Genomic DNA, 17,726 nt, shown 5'->3' with positions numbered 1-17,726 from the left:
TTGAAAATGATAGATCCACGGGAGCGCGCCATGAAGCCGGAGAGCCATCCTTTACTGCTGGCACCGTTAACGCCAGCCGCCGGAACCACGCTGCAGCAGCAGCTTTACCAGCGGATTAAACAGGGCATTTTGCAGGGCCAGCTGGCTGCCGGCGCGATGTTACCTGCCACCCGGCAACTGGCCGCTGAGCTACAGGTCTCACGTAATACGGTGCTTAACGTCTGGACTCAGCTGCAGGCGGAGGGCTATCTGATGAGCGATCGACAGGGTAGCCGCGTCAGCCTGCTGGCGTTACCGACAGCCCGGCCAGATGACAACGGGTTGGCTCACTGGCCGCTGGCAAAACGGCTTGATGCCCTTCAGCTCAGCCAGCGTTTCGATACCGGAACGCTGCCGCTGCGCCCCGGCATTCCGGCGCTGAATCATTTTCCGTTAGCCGCCTGGCGTCGGGCGCTTAATCATGTGCTGAACCACACGCCACCGCGCCAGTTGGGTTATGGCGACCCGCTGGGTGATCCTGAACTGCGTGCCGCACTGGCGCAGCAGTTGCGTATCACGCGCGGTGTTCGGTGTGATGCCGGACAGATTGTGATTACCGAAGGAGCGCAACAGGCGCTGATGCTGTGCGTCACTCTGCTGAGCGATCCGGGTGACCACGGCTGGGTTGAAGATCCAGGCTATCGTGGGGCCAAAGCGGCCATGCAAGCCGGCGATCTGCGCGTGGTTCCGATTCCCATCGATCAGCAGGGCCTGGCTCCGCAGCCGCAACACTGGCAACAGTCCCCACCGCGCCTGATCTACACCACGCCAACCCATCAGTATCCGACTGGCGCGGTGATGAGCGCAGCCCGGCGGCTGGCGCTGATTTCGGCGGCGCGGCAGCTGCAGGCTTGGATTATCGAAGATGATTATGATGGCGACTTCCGGCACCACGGCGAGCCGATTGCCGCCATGCAGGGGATGACCGATAACGCGCCGGTGATCTATCTCGGCTCCTTCAGCAAGACGCTGTTCCCTGCCCTGCGTATCGGCTTTATGGTGCTGCCCGCGCCGCTGGTCAGTAATCTGCGACCGGCGCTGCATCAGCTGCTACGTGGCGGTAATCCGCTGGAGCAGCAGGCGCTGGCACGCTTTATTCTCAGCGGCGATTACAGCCGGCATTTGAGTAAAATGCGCCGCCTCTATCGCCAGCGTCAGGCCCTGTTGCGCAGTGAACTGCAGCAGGCCGCGGGCCAGCCGATACCCTTACTGGGTGGCGACAGCGGAATGCATCTGGTCTTGCCAATCGAGGCGCATCAGAATGACGTGGCGATAGCCAACAGGCTGATTCAGGCTGGCTACGCGCCTGCGGCACTCTCGACCTTTTATCTGACTGAACCGGCACAGCGCGGCCTGGTGATTGGCTATGGCAACAGCAGCAGCACGCAGATCACCGCGGCGGTACGACAGTTGCGCCGGGTGCTGGGCTGGCCGGGTTAACGTCTGCCGCGTGGCTCACTGTCGCTGGCCGGAGCAGCAATCGATTCCCGCAGTATCAGCCGGGCATCAAAGCGCGGCATTGGACCGGCCGCTTCGCCACGAATTTCGGCAATCAGCCGGCGTGCCGCTTCACGCCCCATCTCGTATACCGGTTGCGCCACTACCGTCAGCGGCGGCGTCACAATTTCGCTCCATGGAAAGTTGTCATACATCACGAAGGAGAGATCCGCCGGGATGCGCAGCCCGCGCTGCGTCACTTCACGCAGCAGCCACATCGCTACTACGCTGTCAGAGGCCACCAGCGCACTGGGTGGCTGCGGGCGCTGCCACAGCTCAGCCACGATGCGGGCGATCTGCGCTTCATCCAGCGCATTCACTTTTACCAGCGACGGATCAAATTCCACTCCCGCCGCGGCAAACGCCTGCATCATGCCACCGACGCGCTGGGCAACCGGCGTCAGGCCAAAATCAGCTGGCGCACGGTAGTCACCGGTCAGCGCCATGCTGGTGACATAGGCGATATGACGATGGCCGGCCTGCAGTAACCGGCTGGTGGCGTCAGCCGCCACTTTGGTGAATTCACAGCAGATCGCTTCGACATCAAGGCCGGTAACTGCACGATCGAACAGTTTCAGCGCCCGGCCCTCTTCCAGCACCTGCATCAGATGGCTGTTTTGATCGCGCTCTGAACAACTGGGGGCCACGATAATGCCGTCGACCCGCTTCTCCAGCATCACCCGTACCGCATCCTGTTCAGCCTGCAGCTTTTCGTCGCTGTTGCTGAGCAGCAGATGGTAACCGGCGGTACGCGCCACATCCGCCATGCCGCGCAGGGCGAGGCCGAAGTGGGGATTTTCAATATCCCCGACAATGACACCGATGGTGTTAGAGCGCCCGGTATTCATGCTGCGCGCCAGCTCATTCGGACGGTAGCCCAGTGCGGCAGCGGCGCTGTTTACCCGCGCCTGCACCTCATCACTGACCGCGCCATAGCCCCCGAGCGCACGCGCCGCCTGGGCCTTGGAAACCTTTGCCGCGCGCGCCACATCCGCCACGGTGGGTGCTTTAGAACGTAATTTCTGGCTGGTCATAATTATTTTGAATCACAGGTTGATGACAGGAAGATTGACGCCGAAAAAAGGCTGTGCTTAAACTCATTGTAACCCCTTGAGACCGGTCTCACAACGCCCACGTCCACAAGGTGTCACCTGCGTTGAGACCGGTCTCAAAAATAATCACCGGCTCAACAGTCTCTGATGTTTAAACCTGCAAAAACGGATGAGCTATGAAATCGCAAACCAAACCGGGCAAACGGCCTGGCATGCTGTTCGGCACTGTGTTCAGTAAGACGTTCAGCACCCTGCTCGCACTCTGTGCACTTTCGTTCTCTACGCTGGCTGCCAGCGATGACAATCCCTACGGCCTGATCGAACCGGGCCAGCTACGCGTCGCTAGCGTCGGCGATTCCAGACCTTATACCTTCACCGATGCCAGCGGTCAGTTCACCGGCTTTGACGTCGAATTCTTTAAAAATGTCGCCCATCGCATGGGAATCGATAAGGTCGATTTTGTCGGTCAGGACTTCTCCGCCATCATGCCGGCGGTCGCCAACGGTCAGTATGATGCGGCGGTCGCGGCGATCGGCATCACCCCGGCACGTGAAAAAACCGTCGATTTCTCTACTGGCTATCTGGCGGGCTTTCTCACCGTGCTGACCCGCAGCGACAGCGGCGTGAAGAATGTCGCCAGTCTGGCAAAACGGCGGCTTGGCGTAGTTCAGGGCACGCTGCAGGAGAACTACGCGGTGGAACACTTCACCCAGACCGACATCGTGCGCTTCCCGGATAACAACAGCGCGGTCTCGGCGCTCAATAATGGCACGCTCGACGCCATCTTCCTCGACTATGAGGCCGCCAAAAGCTACGCCGAACGCTTCAAGCTGGTCTCTGCTGCCGATATCCCCTCTTTTGATGCCCCGGCCGGTATCGCCATCGCCAAAGGCAAACCCGCCTTTAAGGCCGCACTGGACAGCGCCATTAAAGCGGCGATGCAGGACGGCACCTGGCAGCGGCTCTATCAGAAGTGGTTCCCCGGCTCGCCAATGCCCAAACAGTATCTGCCTGGCGGTCAGTAAAGTGGCGGACGTTCGCGTCCTGAGTTAACCGGGGAATGCCCCGCACTGCATGGAGACGGCGATGGACTTGCTCACGATTCTTTCCCGCACCTTCTTTGATTTTTCCTCAATGAGGGAAGTGCTGCCGCAGATGCTAACCACCGGGCTGGTGAATACGGTGATTATCTCGCTGGCGGCCACCCTGCTTGGCACACTGTTTGGCCTGCTGCTGGCGCTGATGGGCATTTCGCCCTCGCGCTGGCTGCGCCTGCCCGCCCGGCTGTATACCGATCTGTTTCGCGGTCTGCCGTCGATTCTGACCATCCTGCTGATTGGTCAGGGCCTGGCGCGATTCAGCTATCAGCTGTTCGGTCCGACGCCTTACCCGCTGGGGATCTTCGCCCTCAGCCTGATTGCCAGCGCCTACATGGGCGAGATTTTCCGCGCCGGCATTCAGAGCGTCGAACGCGGCCAGATGGAAGCCTGTCGCGCGCTGGGGATGAGCTATGGCCGGGCGATGCGGCTGGTGGTGATCCCGCAGGGGATCCGCCGGGTGCTGCCCGCCATCGTCAATCAGTTCATCGCCATCATTAAAGACTCGTCGCTGGTCTACCTGCTGGGGCTAATGACCCAGCAGCGCGAGCTGTTTCGCGTCGGCCAGGATGCAGCGGTGCTGACCGGCAATCTGTCGCCGCTGATGCTGGCCGGGCTGTTCTATCTGATCATCACCGTGCCGCTGACGCACATGGTCAACTACGTGGATGTGCGTTACCGCACCGGCCGCCGTCGCCTGACCGCGCCGCAAAGTGGTTTAAAAGAGGTGGAGGAAGTCAGACGGCCCAACGGCGCGCTGGCCACTCACCCGCTGACCGGAGGCAACCATGAATAACCGCACAACCAGCGCCAGCTGGCACGGAGCCAGCCTGGAGCTGCGCGATCTGACCCTCGCCTATGGCCCGATTGAGGTGCTGCGTAACGTCTCGCTGCGGGTCGCGCCCGGCAGCACCACCTGCATTATCGGGCCATCCGGCTCGGGCAAATCGACCCTGCTGCGCGGTATTAACCGGCTGCATGAACCGAAATCGGGCGATGTGCTGCTGGCCGACCGATCGGTACTGCGCGACAAACCGGACGCACTGCGGCTGCGGATTGGCATGGTGTTTCAGCACTTCAACCTGTTTCCCGATCACAGCGCGCTGGAGAACGTGGCGCTGGCCCCGTGGCGCGTCAAAGGCTTGCCCAAAGCGCAGGCGATGGCGATTGCCCGTCAGCGGCTGGAAGAGGTTGGTCTGGGTCCGCGCGCCGATCACCGGCCACGCGATCTCTCCGGCGGCCAGCAGCAGCGGGTGGCGATTGCCCGCGCGCTGGCGATGGATCCGGAGGTGATGCTGTTTGATGAGGCGACCTCGGCGCTCGATCCCGAACTGGTGAAAGGCGTGCTGACGCTGATGGCCGATCTCTGTCGTCGCGGCATGACGATGGTGGTGGTAACGCATGAAATGGGCTTTGCGCGCAAAGTGGCGGATCAGGTGGTGTTTATGGACGAAGGCGAGATTGTCGAAGCCGGGCCGCCAGCCGCTATTTTCGATGCGCCGCAGTCACCGCGCCTGCAACGTTTTCTCTCTGAAGTGCTGTAACTGAGTAAGGAACCTGATAATGGCGGTAAAAACTGAAATGAAAGTGGTGGTGCTGGGCGGTGGCGTGCTGGGCGTATCGACGGCGCTCGAGCTGGCGAAACGCGGGGCAGCGGTAACCTTAGTGACCGAAGCCGCGCTCTGCTCCGGCGCCTCAGGACGCTCGCTGTCGTGGCTCAACTCAGCGGGCGAGCGGTCGAAACCTTATCATGCGCTACGCATGGCCGGCATCGATCGCTATCGCACCCTGTTTGCCCGGCATCCGACACTCGACTGGCTGCGGTTTGACGGCGGGATCTGCTGGTCGGATAACGATGTTGCCGCGACGGAGGCGCGCCACGACTATGAAAAAGCCCACGGCTACGATTCACAGCTGATCACGGCTGAAAACGTGGCGCAGGCGGATGCCGCAGTCGATCCCGATGCGCTGGCGGCCCAGGCAATATTTAATCCCGGTGAAGGCTGGGTCAGCCTGCCGCATCTGGTGGATTATCTGGTCAATCAGTTCCGCGCGCTGGGCGGCGAAGTGGTAGAACACGCCGGTAAAGCCAGCGTGATCACCGATCGGGGCCAGGCCTGTGGCATTCGTAGCGATAAAGGCGAGCTGCGCGCCGATGCGGTGCTGGTTGCCTGCGGTCCCTGGACGCCGGATGTGGTGGCACCGCTCGGTGTGACTATCCCCAACGGCTCGCCGGTTTCGATGCTGGTGATCACCGAACCATCCGCCCAGCCGCTGAAAGCGGTGCTGAACACCCCGCGCGCCGCGGTTCGTCCCAATCCTGGCAACCGTTTTGCGCTCGATCACGACTGGTATGAAGCTGATATCCAGCCGCTGGCCGACGGGGAATACCGGATTGATGAGCAGGTGGTGGCGCAGCTGGCGCAGGAAGCCAGCCGGTTATTGCGTGGCGATCGGCCGCTCAAAGCTGAGAGCTGGAAGATTGGCCTCAAGCCGATTCCGGGTGATGGCGATCCGGTGCTGGGTGAACTGCAAAAGGTACCGGGCTGTTACGTGGCGTTCAGCCACTCCGGTGCCACGCTGGCGCTGATTGTCGGGGAATTACTGGCGGACGAGATGATCAGCGGCGAAAAACATCCGATGCTGGCAAGCTTTGGTGCGGAGCGTTTCAGCTAAAAAAAAGCCGGTCGTGCTGACCGGCTGATTTTTTAACCGCTTATTTTAACCGCGGAAGAAGATATCGCCCGATTTCCCCATGACGATTTTGCCGGTGTCATTGGTAATCAGGATGTAATTGGCGTTGATATAGGCCCAGTGGGTATTCTCCTGCGGCGCAGGCAGATTACGTTTTTGCCACTCGGTAATGGTGTAGGTTTTATCAGTGTACTTCTCTGGCACCGTGTCGCCGACTTTATACTGTTTGTAGTCGATGATGATGGTGTTGAGATCGTAGTTCGGCTGTCCGCCAGTCGACGGCGCTGGCGTGGTCGGCGTAATGCCATCATTCGATTGTGAGCTGGATGGCGCCTCAGTCTGTGCGGCACCGGCATCCGGCTGAGCGTTAACCGCGCCAGGCTGCGACTGGGCATCAGGATTACCAGGCTGAATCTGTGGCGGCGGCGGAACGGTATCCGTTGCATCACCGGCGGCCTGCACAGCAGGGATCAGGCTCAGCGAGCCAACCAGTAATCCCATTGAGAAAAGTACACGTTGAGTCCTGCGCATAATGATTTCCACGTTAAATTGATTTTAGTGACGGTAGACAGGCTAAAGACAATCTTTATAGCGATACAGTTCCCCTCGCGTCAAAGCTAAGTGTAAGGAAAGACGACGCTATTCGTTTCACCACGCACCGGTTACTGTCCAACCACTCTATCCTTAGTTGCCAGATCGACCAACAACGCAATGCCTAAATAGTTGCTCCAGTTAAAGGCGTTTTGCAGCACCACAATCGCGTTGCCACGGGCTTTATCGTAGCCGATAAAGCTGGCATAGCCGCCAATGTAGCCGACCTGGTAGGTTATTTGCTCTCCCGCGACCCGATCGGTGACCCAGGCGATATTCTGTGCCTGGCTTCCCTGTTGATACCACGCCCGATTCACCGCGGCAAAGGCCTGATCCAGCGACCGATCGCCGGTGGCGCTCAGATGCGCACGCAGATAAGCGATCAAATCGCGTGCATTGCTGTAAAGACTGGCTGCCGCCACCATGTTGCCGTGGAAATGCCAGTCCGGCGTCAGCGCGCCACGGGCGATAAATTTGGGCTGATCGCCGGCGTGACCGAGTGCGCGCAGCGGATACCCGGCCAGCGTTTCGGGCCGGAAGCTGCTGTGCGTCATCTGCAACGGCGTAAAAATCAGCGTTGAGGCCAGCGACTGGATATCCTGATGAAAGCGTTCACGCAGAATATAACCGAGCAGCGCATAGCCGAGATTGGAGTAATGCGGCACGCGCACCGCTGGCGCAGAGAAATCGGCGAGATAATCGAGCAGCGCATCGCTGTCGAGATTGCTATAGAAGTTTTCGCCATTGCCCAGATAGCGGATGAACTGATGCAGCATCGGCAAGTCCATATCCTGACGCGGCAGACCAGCGGTGTGGGTGACCAGTTGCAGCAGCGTAATGCGTTTTGCGTCCTCGCTCAGCCGCACCCCAGGCAGCAGATCGGCCAGCGTGTCGTGCCAGTGCAGCTGGCCCTGATTCACCAGCTGGATAATCACCTCTGCCGTCACCCCTTTACTCAGCGAACCGAGCGCAAACAGCGTGTCGGGCGTAATCGGATAACGGTGCTGCCGATCGGTCACCCCATAAGCGTAAAATTGTGCCGGACCACCACGATGAACGATCGCAATGCTGATGCCGGGAACCTGCTTTTGCTGCATGTAGTGACGCACAATGTCGTCAACATTTTCATGGAAGGTGGCGTGAGTCTGGTAAACGCGGTCGCCGACCGGGGCCGACGTCTGCGACAGAGTGCCACAACCCGCGAGGATCAGGATGATGGCAGGCCACAGCAGGGCTATTATTCTGAATCGGCCTGAGGCAAGGCGGTGGAGATCCCGCCAGGTGCGAAGCGTGCTCGCCCGACCGGAGAAAAAGTCTGTTCTCATTTTTTATTATAATAATCAGTTAATTAAGTTTGATCGTGATGTAACAGACCCGCTGTCGCGCAAAAATGTATCACAAAGCGACAGTCGGCTATAGCGCGCTAAACCGACTAAAAGTGATGTAACCGGCGGATTGAGGGTCGCCGTGCCGGCAACTGAAACCACCTGCCCGGCCTGAGGTAAGCTGTGTTGCAGCGCGCAAGGGTGTACACTGCTGCGGCTTTATGGCTTGAACGCCGTGCTCACATTTTTGAAATGCCCGGGAGGCAACCGCATGAAAGAAGGCCCACTGTCCGAGAAAGAGCTGCAATGGCTGGAAGATATGCTGGAAAAATATGGCAGCGAAGCGTCGATTCTGGATGTCTCCGAGCTGGACGGTCTGCTGACCGCCGTGCTGTCCGGACCGACCACCGTCGAACCCAGCAAATGGCTGGTGGCGCTGTGGGGCGGCGAGAAGCAGATCCCAAAATGGAGCAACGAACGTGAAATGACGCGTTTTATGGAGCTCTGTTTTCAGCACATGAATGATGTGGCTGACCGGCTGTCTGAATTCCCTGAGCAGTTCGAACCGCTGTTTGGCATCCGTGAGATGGAAGGTCTGGAATTTACCGTGGTTGAAGAGTGGTGCTTCGGCTACATGCGCGGCGTATCGCTGACCGACTGGTCTGCCCTGCCGCAGGATCTGCAACCGGCGCTGGACGCCATCGCCTTACACGGCGTGGAAGAGAATCTCGAAAAACTGGATGCGATGACGCCGGATGAGATGGAAGCCAGCATTGAGGCGATCCGCCCTGCTGCGCTGGCGCTGCACGATCACTGGATCTCCCAGCCTGAAGCGGTGCCGGTGCCGCAGAAGCCGATCTCGGTAGAAAAGCTGCCAGGCCGTAACGATCCCTGCCCGTGCGGCAGCGGTAAAAAATATAAGCAGTGCTGTCTGCATTAATTCGTCACCTGGCCGGAGCGGGATCGCCGCCCGGCCTGCCACGCCAGACGATCCTGCCGCTGCGCTGACGATCGCTCCGATCCCACCGGGATCAACATCCCGCCACCGTCCTCGTGCCAGACTGCTCACGACTTGAACAGCCACGCGCTTATCGCTAAGGTAAGCGCGAATTTACCCGCCAGGAACGCATCATGATTACCATCGCGCTTATTGACGATCACCTGATCGTCCGCTCCGGGTTTGCCCAACTGCTGGGACTGGAACCCGATTTTCAGGTTGTGGCCGAGTTTGGATCGGGCCGTGAGGCGCTGGCGGGTTTACCGGGACGCGGCGTGCAGGTCTGTATCTGCGACATCTCGATGCCCGATCTCTCCGGTCTGGAACTGCTGAGCCAGCTTCCCGCCGGCTTAGCCACCATTATGCTGTCGGTACACGACAGTCCGGCGCTGGTGGAGCAGGCGCTTAACGCCGGCGCGCGCGGTTATCTCTCCAAACGCTGTCGCCCCGATGAGCTGATCGCTGCCGTGCGCACGGTCTCGGCCGGTGGCTGTTACCTGACGCCGGAGATCGCCCTTAAGCTGGCCGCCGGACGTCAGGACCCGCTGACCCGACGCGAACGCCAGGTGGCCGAGAAGCTGTCACAGGGGATGCCGGTGAAAACCATTGCGGCCGAGCTGGGCCTGTCGCCAAAAACCGTTCACGTCCACCGCGCCAACCTGATGGAAAAACTCGGCGTCAGCAACGACGTCGAGCTGGCGCGCCGCATGTTTGACGGCTGGCAATGACGCCGCTTCTGTCGCGGCTGATATCAGTGGCCGCCAGCGTCTGCATCTTCTCGGCGGCGTGGTTCTGCCTGTGGAGCATCAGCCTGCATCTGGTGCAACGGCCCGAGCTGGCGGTGCTGCTGTTTCCGTTTGGCCTGCGGCTGGGCCTGATGCTGCAATGTCCGCGCGGCTACTGGCCGGTGCTGCTGGCCAGCGAGTGGATGCTATTGATCTGGCTGTCGCACCAGGTCGCGCTGGCGCATCTGCCACTGCTGATGGTCGGCGGCGTGCTGACGCTGCTGCCGGTGGCGCTGATCTCCCGTTATCGCCACCAGCGCGACTGGCGCACGCTGCTGCGTCAGGGTGCCGCGCTGATCGCCGCCGCACTGCTGCAATCGCTGCCGTGGGCCGGTCAGCAGGAGATGCTGAACGCCCTGCTGCTGACGCTCACCGGCGGGCTGACGCTGGCCCCTACCTGCCTGGTCATCTGGCACTATCTCACCCGTACCCGCTGGCAGCCGCTGGGACCGGCGCTGATCTCCCAGCCGGTTAACTGGCGCGCCCGACATCTTATCTGGTATCTGCTGCTGTTTATCATCAGCCTGGGATTGCAGCTTGGCCTGCCGGCAGAGCTGGCGCGCTTTACGCCATTTTGTCTGGCGCTGCCGATTATTGCGCTGGCGTGGCACTACGGCTGGCAGGGTGCGCTGATCGCCACCCTGATGAACGCCATTGCCCTGATTGCCAGCCAGACCTGGCACGATCATCCGGTTGATCTGCTGCTATCGCTGCTGGCGCAAAGCCTGACCGGACTGCTGCTCGGTGCCGGTATCCAGCGGCTGCGTGAGCTTAATCAGTCGCTGCAGCATGAGCTGGCGCGCAACCGGCGGCTGGCTGAACGTCTGGTCGAGACCGAAGAGAGCGTGCGCCAGGAGGTAGCGCGTGAGCTGCACGATGACATTGGCCAGACCATCACCGCGATTCGTACCCAGGCGGGCATCGTCCAGCGGCTGGCGCCCGATAATGGCCGGGTGATCCAGAGCGGCGCGCACATCGAGCAGCTGTCGCTGGGCGTGTACGATTCGGTGCGGCGACTGCTGGGACGGTTACGGCCGCGTCAGCTAGACGATCTCTCGCTGGAGCAGGCGGTCCGCTCGCTGATGCGTGAGATGGAACTCGACGATCGCGGTATCGTCAGCCATCTCGACTGGCACATTGATGAGAACCTGCTCAGCGAAGGCCAGCGCGTCACGCTGTTTCGCGTCTGCCAGGAAGGCCTGAACAATATCGTGAAGCACGCCAGCGCCAGTGCGGTGATGCTCAAAGGCTGGCAGCAGGATGAACGAGTGATGCTGGTGATTGAAGATGATGGCTGCGGCCTGCCGTCCGGTTCCGGCCAGCAGGGTTTTGGTCTGGCCGGAATGCGCGAACGGGTGGCCGCGCTGGGCGGCACGCTGGCGATATCCTGTACCCACGGCACCCGCGTCAGCGTTCATTTGCCGCTGCGTACGGTGTGAGGAGTGAATGTGTTTAGCTTTCTGAAAACCCCGGCCAACGCCGCCCCGCTGCAGGATAAAGCGGAGATCGATCGCCGCTATCGCTACTGGCGACGGCATATCATGGTGACCATCTGGCTGGGCTATGCGCTGTTCTATTTCACCCGCAAAAGCTTCAACGCCGCCGCCCCGGAGATCCTCGCCAGCGGCGTGATGACCCGTACCGATATCGGCCTGCTGGCGACGCTATTTTACATCACCTACGGCCTGTCGAAATTTTTCTCCGGCATCGTCAGCGACCGCTCCAACGCCCGCTACTTTATGGGGCTGGGACTGATTGCCACCGGGGTAGTGAACATCATGTTCGGCTTCTCCACCTCGCTGTGGGCCTTTGCGTTGCTGTGGGCGGTTAACGCCTTCTTCCAGGGCTGGGGCGCGCCGGTCTGCGCCCGCCTGCTGACCGCCTGGTATTCGCGCAATGAACGCGGCGGCTGGTGGGCGCTGTGGAACACCGCGCACAACGTCGGTGGTGCCCTGATTCCGATGATGATCGGGGCGGTGGCGCTGCATTACGGCTGGCGCAGCGGGATGATGGTGGCGGGCGGATTAGCGATTCTGGCCGGTCTGTTTCTCTGCTGGCGACTGCGCGATCGGCCTCAGACCGTTGGCCTGCCCGAGGTCGGCGACTGGCGGCAGGATGAGATGGAGATGGCGCAGCAGCAGGAAGGCGCGGGCCTGAGCCGCAAAGCGATCCTCACCCGCTACGTGCTGCTGAACCCCTATATCTGGCTGCTGGCGCTGTGTTATGTGCTGGTTTACGTGGTACGCGCGGCGATCAACGACTGGGGCAATCTCTACATCTCGGAGACGCTGGGCGTCGATCTGGTAACCGCCAATTCAGCGGTGACGATGTTTGAGCTGGGCGGATTTATCGGCGCGCTGGTGGCCGGCTGGGGATCGGATAAGCTGTTTAACGGCAACCGCGGCCCGATGAACCTGATTTTCGCCGCCGGGATCCTGCTATCGGTGGGATCGCTGTGGCTGATGCCGTTCACCAGTTACGTGATGCAGACAGCGTGCTTTTTCACTACCGGCTTCTTTGTCTCGGGTCCGCAGATGCTGATTGGCATGGCGGCGGCCGAGTGTTCTCACAAGGAGGCAGCGGGTGCGGCGACCGGCTTTGTCGGGCTGTTCGCCTATCTTGGCGCGTCGCTCTCCGGCTGGCCGCTGGCGTGGGTGATCGACAGCTGGCACTGGAGCGGCTTCTTTGCGGTGATTGCGATTGCGGCCGGTATTTCCGCACTGCTGCTGCTGCCATTCCTCAATGCACAGGCGCCGCGTCCGGTCGACGAAGCGTGATGCGCCTCTCCTTTTTGCCGCATGTGGGGCAAAACTAAGAAATTTTCCTGGTTTCGCCTGGCGGCTGTCTCAGGCCAGGCGGGCGGCTGATTTTTACAATGCCAGCCATTCGCTGCCCGTTGCAGCTTTTCCAACCAGGAGAACCCCCATCCATGCTGGCCTTTCTCAAACAGGTGCGCAAACCGACCCTGGACCTGCCGCTCGACGAGCGGCGCAAGCTGTGGTTCAGACCCTTTATGCAGTCCTATCTGGTGGTGTTTATCGGCTACCTGACCATGTATCTGATCCGCAAGAACTTCAACATTGCGCAGAACGATATGATCACCACCTACGGGCTAAGCATGACGCAGCTGGGGATGATTGGTCTCGGCTTCTCGATCACCTACGGCGTCGGTAAAACGCTGGTCTCCTATTACGCCGACGGCAAAAACACCAAGCAGTTCCTGCCGTTTATGCTGATCCTGTCGGCCATCTGTATGCTCGGCTTCAGCGCCAGCATGGGCACCGGATCGGTCAGTCTGTTCCTGATGATTGCGTTTTATGCCTTGAGCGGTTTCTTCCAGAGTACCGGCGGCTCCTGTAGCTACTCGACCATCACTAAATGGACCCCGCGCCGCAAGCGTGGCACCTATCTGGGGATGTGGAATATTTCGCATAACCTCGGCGGTGCCGGTGCGGCAGGCGTGGCGCTGTTTGGTGCCAATTATCTGTTCGACGGCCACGTGATTGGGATGTTTATCTTCCCGTCGATTATTGCGCTGATTGTTGGCTTTATCGGTCTGCGTTTCGGCAGTGATTCGCCGGAGTCCTATGGGCTGGGCAAAGCCGAAGAGCTGTTTGGCGAAGAGCTGAGCGAAGAAGATAAAGAAGCCGAAGATGAGTCGATGACCAAATGGCAGATCTTCGTTGAGTACGTGCTGAAAAACAAAGTGATCTGGCTGCTGTGCTTCGCCAATATCTTCCTGTATGTGGTGCGCATCGGCATCGATCAGTGGTCAACCGTTTACGCGTTTCAGGAGCTGAAACTCTCTAAAGAGGTGGCGATTCAGGGCTTTACCCTGTTTGAAGTCGGCGCGCTGGTCGGCACGCTGCTGTGGGGCTGGTTATCCGATCTGGCCAACGGTCGTCGCGGGCTGGTGGCCTGTGTGGCGCTGGCGCTGATTATCGCCACGCTGGGGATCTATCAGCATGCCAGCAACCAGTATATTTATCTGGCTTCGCTGTTCGCGCTTGGTTTTCTGGTGTTTGGTCCGCAGCTGTTAATCGGCGTCGCCGCGGTCGGCTTTGTGCCGAAAAAAGCCATCGGCGCAGCGGATGGCATCAAAGGTACCTTCGCCTATCTGATTGGCGACAGCTTCGCCAAACTCGGCCTGGGCATGATCGCCGACGGCACACCGATATTCGGCCTGACCGGCTGGGCCGGCACCTTTGCCGCGCTGGATGCCGCCGCTATCGCCTGTATCACTCTGATGGCGATGGTTGCAGTGATGGAAGAGCGCAAAATCCGCCGCGAGAAAAGGCTGCAGCGGCTGAAGATGGCGTGATGTTAGGTAGCTGATAAGTGCCGCTGACGGTAAATCGCAACGGCCAGCGTGGCGGAGAGCAGTGCGCTCTGCTGCGCTGGCCGTTTTTTTAAGGTTATGTGGACGGATTGGTGGTTATCAGCATTTTTACTGCCGGTAGCATTCTGCATCCTCTGTCGACATATAATTATTTATCGTGGTGATGCCAGATAACGTGCCCCTGATTATTTGGCTTTTAAACTGCTTCCCGGCTCAGGAATGACAAGCGCTGGAGCATTTTAAAGCCGGGAGCTTAGTCGCGTCAGAAGACCTTAAGCAGCCCTGCATCGTCAAGCCTGACAGAAAACTCTGATGTCAGTAAATAAGATCCCTGCCTTTTCGAATTTATATCGTAGGCGAAGGAATACCGATGACCCGGAATGACACGGATGCCAAAAAGCGGCAGGCATTTATTTTCAAGAACATAGACCGGGTTATCATCAAAGGTTTTATGCAGGAGGTAATTTGTTTCGTTATTAACCTGAACTGCAGTAATTTTCTCGTCCGGGTGCAACGTTGATACGATACAAACCTGATCGCCATGAGTAACAACCGTTGTCGACTCACGCGACACCATACGGTCACCCGGGCCAGGACAGCCAGTTATAAAAAACGTTGTCATCAGCAAGAGATATTTTTTCATAGTGCTTACCTTATTTCTCCACTGATCACGCGCTGATAAAGTGAAGGGATCTCCCTAAGATTATCCGTTCCTCTGTATTTTCCTATACGGCCGGGTCTCTGATAATACGACCATTTTTCCAGACCATAAACCAGTAAAAGCCAGTAGTCTGCCAGGATTGAAGCCTGCTGCTCAAGAGCGTAATCCGTTAGCTTAACCTTATCCAGTTTGTATGTGTACCCGGCCGCCCAGCTAAATGCTCCTCTAAACCTGACCCATTGACCATGCTGGTGCTGCCAGACGTGGCCTAATTCATGGATAAAAACATATTTGTCTTCTATCAGCACTGATGTTGAAGAAAAATCATCCTTGTACATTATTTTTCGATACCATAACTCACCGTTTGGCGTCATAGCGTAATTTGACTTCTGTAATCCGAAAGGCAGGTAGCTATCACAGTGAATCCACACCCGATTATACGTTATGCTGTTGCCATAAACCCGGCGCGCCATAGTAATCTCGCCTAACGTCATACGCCGCAGCGTTCCTTCTTTGCTCCCTGCACTCATTTTATTATCCCTGTGCATCACGTTTTAAATTACCCTCTGACAATACAGCCTGTGTCATTCTTACAATCACCTGACAACAGAAATTATTATATGAAAATGAAAGTACAATCAATAAGAAATGATATCAATAACCTAATGCGTAAGGAGAATCACTATCTGTGCAGAGATGAATTCATTTTGAATCACTGCTATTAGTTACCATTTTCAACTCATCATGATTATTACTGCCTGCATCATCATTTCATTAATTAATTTATTAACATCTTCCAGCAATCCATTTTTACTAATTATTATAAGAACAGAAGAAATAACGAGGTGCGATTTTTCAACAGTCTACTACACCGGCCACAAGTACACTTAAAGATGTTAATGCACAAGGTAACTACCAGGGAAAATATTGTGGCGATGGTGGCAGTGATGGAAGAGCGCAAAATCCGGCGCGAGAAACGGCTGCAGCGGCTGAAGATGGCGTGATGTTAGGTAGCTGATAGGTGCCGCTGACGGTAAATCGCAACGGCCAGCGTGGCGGAGAGCAGTACGCTCTGCTGCGCTGGCCGTTTTTTTCATTAACAAGTTAATTAAAAGGTTAGTTAACAGGACTGGTGCCGGGCAGATGGCTGCATTTAACCGGCGCGCCGCTGGTTGCTTCACTATGTGAAGCAAAAAAACGATTCAATCTTTGCTCCACTTCACGCAATCCTCGCCCGTTCCGACATGCTGCGCCTAAAGCTCATACGCTCATTCCAACAGCCACCCGATGTGGTCATCGTTATTACCTTCAGGAGAGCGTATGGATCATTCAGCCCGCCAGTACGGTATTGAGGTCGCGCCGACGACAATTAAACGTTCGCCCAGACGCACCGCCAAAATTATGATGTCTGCCGGGATAGGTCACTTTATCGAGTGGTTTGATTTTGGCTTGTACGGCACCCTGGCGGCCATTATCGCCAGCAACTTTTTTGTCAGCGCCGATCCGGCAACCGCGCTGTTAAAGTCTTTCGCCGTGTTCGGTTCCGGCTTTCTTATGCGTCCATTGGGCGGGCTGTTCTTTGGCTCAATGGGCGATCGTCTGGGCCGACGCAAAGTGCTGGTCACGGTGATTGTGATTACCTCACTCTCAACCTTTGTGATGGGGATTTTGCCGACCTGGCACCAGGCAGGCATTATCGCCCCTATCCTGCTGGTGATAACCCGACTGGTGCAGGGCTTTGCGGCGGGCGGTGAAAGTTCCGGGGTTATTACTTATCTGGCCGAAAGCGCCGCACCGAACCGGCGGGCTACGCTCACCTGCTGGAGCGAAAACTTCAGCTTTATGGCCTTTGTTTGTGGCTCAGGGCTGGTACTGCTGCTGACCCATACGTTAGGCGACGCCGCAATGAACGACTGGGGATGGCGCATTCCCTTTCTGCTTGCCGCCCCGCTCGGCCTGGGTGGGCTGTATATGCGCCGCAATATGGAAGACTCGGCTGCATTTCACAAACTGCAGGCTAGCGGAAAGATCGAGAAATCGCCGCTGCGCAAAACGCTCAGCTCATCTGGCCGCGCCCTGCTTTTCTGCGTCGGCTTTGTGGTGGTTAAAGCGGTCAGCAGCTGGGTGCTGCAATCCTTTATGCCGGGCTACCTCTCCACCCATCTGCATTACAGCCGGACCGACTCTTATCTCATCACCACGCTGGGCTTGCTCAGTGTCGCTGTCTGTATGCCGCTTACCGGCTATCTTTCCGATCGCTGGGGCCGCCGTCCGTTAATGCTGATGGGATGTGGCGGCTTCATTCTGCTGACCTATCCCGCCATGTTGCTGATGACGCAAGGTTCGGTGATGACGTCGATAGCGGCCATGAGCCTGCTGGGCGTATTTGTCGCCATGTTTAACGGCGGCTGTGGCGCAGCGATGGTGGAGCTGTTTCCCACCGCCATTCGCTACGGCGGCATTGCCGTCGCCTACAACCTGACGGTAGCGGTATTTGGCGGCGTAACGCCTCTGGCCTCAGCCAGCCTGATTGCCTGGACCGGCGATCCGCTCTCTCCCGCCTGGTACGTAATGATCACTGCCCTCGTCTCTTTTATTGCGGTGTGGTTCGCCAAAGAGACCGCCGGCAAAATCCTTGATTAATCTGAA

16 protein-coding genes are annotated in these 17,726 nt (G+C 58.3%); 11 read left to right on the top strand and 5 right to left on the bottom strand.

Features of this window, described 5'->3' with window-relative positions; genetic code table 11:
• Positions 1–30 precede the first annotated feature (30 nt).
• Entirely contained in the window at positions 31–1,479 is a 1,449-nt protein-coding gene (pdxR, locus tag ABIB18_RS07810; RefSeq protein ID WP_354473931.1) for a MocR-like pyridoxine biosynthesis transcription factor PdxR, read from the top strand.
• Here pdxR and ABIB18_RS07805 read toward each other — a convergent pair.
• Positions 1,476–2,570, bottom strand: a complete 1,095-nt coding sequence (locus ABIB18_RS07805) for a LacI family DNA-binding transcriptional regulator (protein WP_069728475.1) — start codon at positions 2,568–2,570, stop codon at positions 1,476–1,478. The two genes, pdxR and ABIB18_RS07805, sit on opposite strands and share 4 nt — an antisense overlap.
• Before the next feature lie 230 nt (positions 2,571–2,800).
• Between ABIB18_RS07805 and ABIB18_RS07800 the strand changes: the two genes are divergently transcribed.
• The 4 genes from ABIB18_RS07800 (at position 2,801) to ABIB18_RS07785 (ending at position 6,361) form a co-directional block, all read left to right on the top strand.
• On the top strand, positions 2,801–3,613 hold the full coding sequence (locus ABIB18_RS07800; RefSeq protein ID WP_046289217.1) for an ABC transporter substrate-binding protein: 813 nt from the start codon (positions 2,801–2,803) through the stop codon (positions 3,611–3,613).
• 61 nt (positions 3,614–3,674) lie between these two features.
• Positions 3,675–4,481: an amino acid ABC transporter permease gene (locus tag ABIB18_RS07795; protein ID WP_069728476.1), complete on the top strand. Its 807-nt coding sequence runs from the start codon at positions 3,675–3,677 to the stop codon at positions 4,479–4,481.
• Positions 4,474–5,229 (top strand): amino acid ABC transporter ATP-binding protein, encoded by a 756-nt coding sequence (locus ABIB18_RS07790; protein WP_069728477.1) that lies wholly within the window; start codon positions 4,474–4,476, stop codon positions 5,227–5,229. Before ABIB18_RS07795 ends, ABIB18_RS07790 begins: the two co-directional genes overlap by 8 nt.
• A gap of 19 nt (positions 5,230–5,248) precedes the next feature.
• On the top strand, positions 5,249–6,361 hold the full coding sequence (locus tag ABIB18_RS07785) for an NAD(P)/FAD-dependent oxidoreductase (protein ID WP_354473930.1): 1,113 nt from the start codon (positions 5,249–5,251) through the stop codon (positions 6,359–6,361).
• 45 nt (positions 6,362–6,406) lie between these two features.
• Here the strand turns inward: ABIB18_RS07785 and ABIB18_RS07780 are convergent, their stop codons facing one another.
• Together ABIB18_RS07780 and ABIB18_RS07775 are read right to left on the bottom strand one after the other, a co-directional pair.
• Positions 6,407–6,910: an RcnB family protein gene (locus tag ABIB18_RS07780; RefSeq protein WP_354473929.1), complete on the bottom strand. Its 504-nt coding sequence runs from the start codon at positions 6,908–6,910 to the stop codon at positions 6,407–6,409.
• Positions 6,911–7,041: 131 nt separating this feature from the next.
• The gene (locus ABIB18_RS07775) at positions 7,042–8,295 is read right to left on the bottom strand and encodes a serine hydrolase domain-containing protein (protein ID WP_354473928.1); all 1,254 of its coding nucleotides are present in this window, start codon (positions 8,293–8,295) and stop codon (positions 7,042–7,044) included.
• Between the two features lie 271 nt (positions 8,296–8,566).
• Here ABIB18_RS07775 and ABIB18_RS07770 point away from each other — a divergent pair, with 271 nt between their 5' ends.
• The 5 genes from ABIB18_RS07770 (at position 8,567) to uhpT (ending at position 14,398) form a co-directional block, all read left to right on the top strand.
• Positions 8,567–9,235 (top strand): YecA/YgfB family protein, encoded by a 669-nt coding sequence (locus ABIB18_RS07770; RefSeq protein WP_031376331.1) that lies wholly within the window; start codon positions 8,567–8,569, stop codon positions 9,233–9,235.
• Positions 9,236–9,426: 191 nt separating this feature from the next.
• Positions 9,427–10,020: a response regulator transcription factor UhpA gene (gene uhpA, locus ABIB18_RS07765; RefSeq protein WP_031376330.1), complete on the top strand. Its 594-nt coding sequence runs from the start codon at positions 9,427–9,429 to the stop codon at positions 10,018–10,020.
• On the top strand, positions 10,017–11,516 hold the full coding sequence (uhpB, locus tag ABIB18_RS07760; protein WP_046289174.1) for a signal transduction histidine-protein kinase/phosphatase UhpB: 1,500 nt from the start codon (positions 10,017–10,019) through the stop codon (positions 11,514–11,516). The genes uhpA and uhpB overlap by 4 nt, the downstream gene beginning before the upstream one ends.
• Before the next feature lie 9 nt (positions 11,517–11,525).
• Entirely contained in the window at positions 11,526–12,854 is a 1,329-nt protein-coding gene (locus ABIB18_RS07755; protein WP_354473927.1) for an MFS transporter, read from the top strand.
• Between the two features lie 152 nt (positions 12,855–13,006).
• Positions 13,007–14,398, top strand: a complete 1,392-nt coding sequence (uhpT, locus tag ABIB18_RS07750) for a hexose-6-phosphate:phosphate antiporter UhpT (RefSeq protein ID WP_354473926.1) — start codon at positions 13,007–13,009, stop codon at positions 14,396–14,398.
• 280 nt (positions 14,399–14,678) lie between these two features.
• On the opposite strand, the gene ABIB18_RS07745 is transcribed toward uhpT, so the two are convergent.
• Positions 14,679–15,059, bottom strand: coding sequence for a putative T6SS immunity periplasmic lipoprotein (locus ABIB18_RS07745; protein ID WP_354473925.1), 381 nt, complete (start codon positions 15,057–15,059; stop codon positions 14,679–14,681).
• A gap of 5 nt (positions 15,060–15,064) precedes the next feature.
• A complete protein-coding gene (locus ABIB18_RS07740; RefSeq protein WP_159223074.1) occupies positions 15,065–15,607 on the bottom strand; it encodes a type IV secretion protein Rhs in 543 nt (180 codons plus the stop codon).
• A gap of 871 nt (positions 15,608–16,478) precedes the next feature.
• Between ABIB18_RS07740 and ABIB18_RS07735 the strand changes: the two genes are divergently transcribed.
• Positions 16,479–17,720, top strand: a complete 1,242-nt coding sequence (locus ABIB18_RS07735; RefSeq protein WP_046289215.1) for an MFS transporter — start codon at positions 16,479–16,481, stop codon at positions 17,718–17,720.
• The last annotated feature ends 6 nt before the right edge of the window (positions 17,721–17,726 follow it).

This window comes from Pantoea sp. UYEF8, from assembly GCF_040546285.1.
Lineage (GTDB): Bacteria > Pseudomonadota > Gammaproteobacteria > Enterobacterales > Enterobacteriaceae > Pantoea > Pantoea brenneri.
This window is presented reverse-complemented; position numbering and strand designations above follow the sequence as displayed.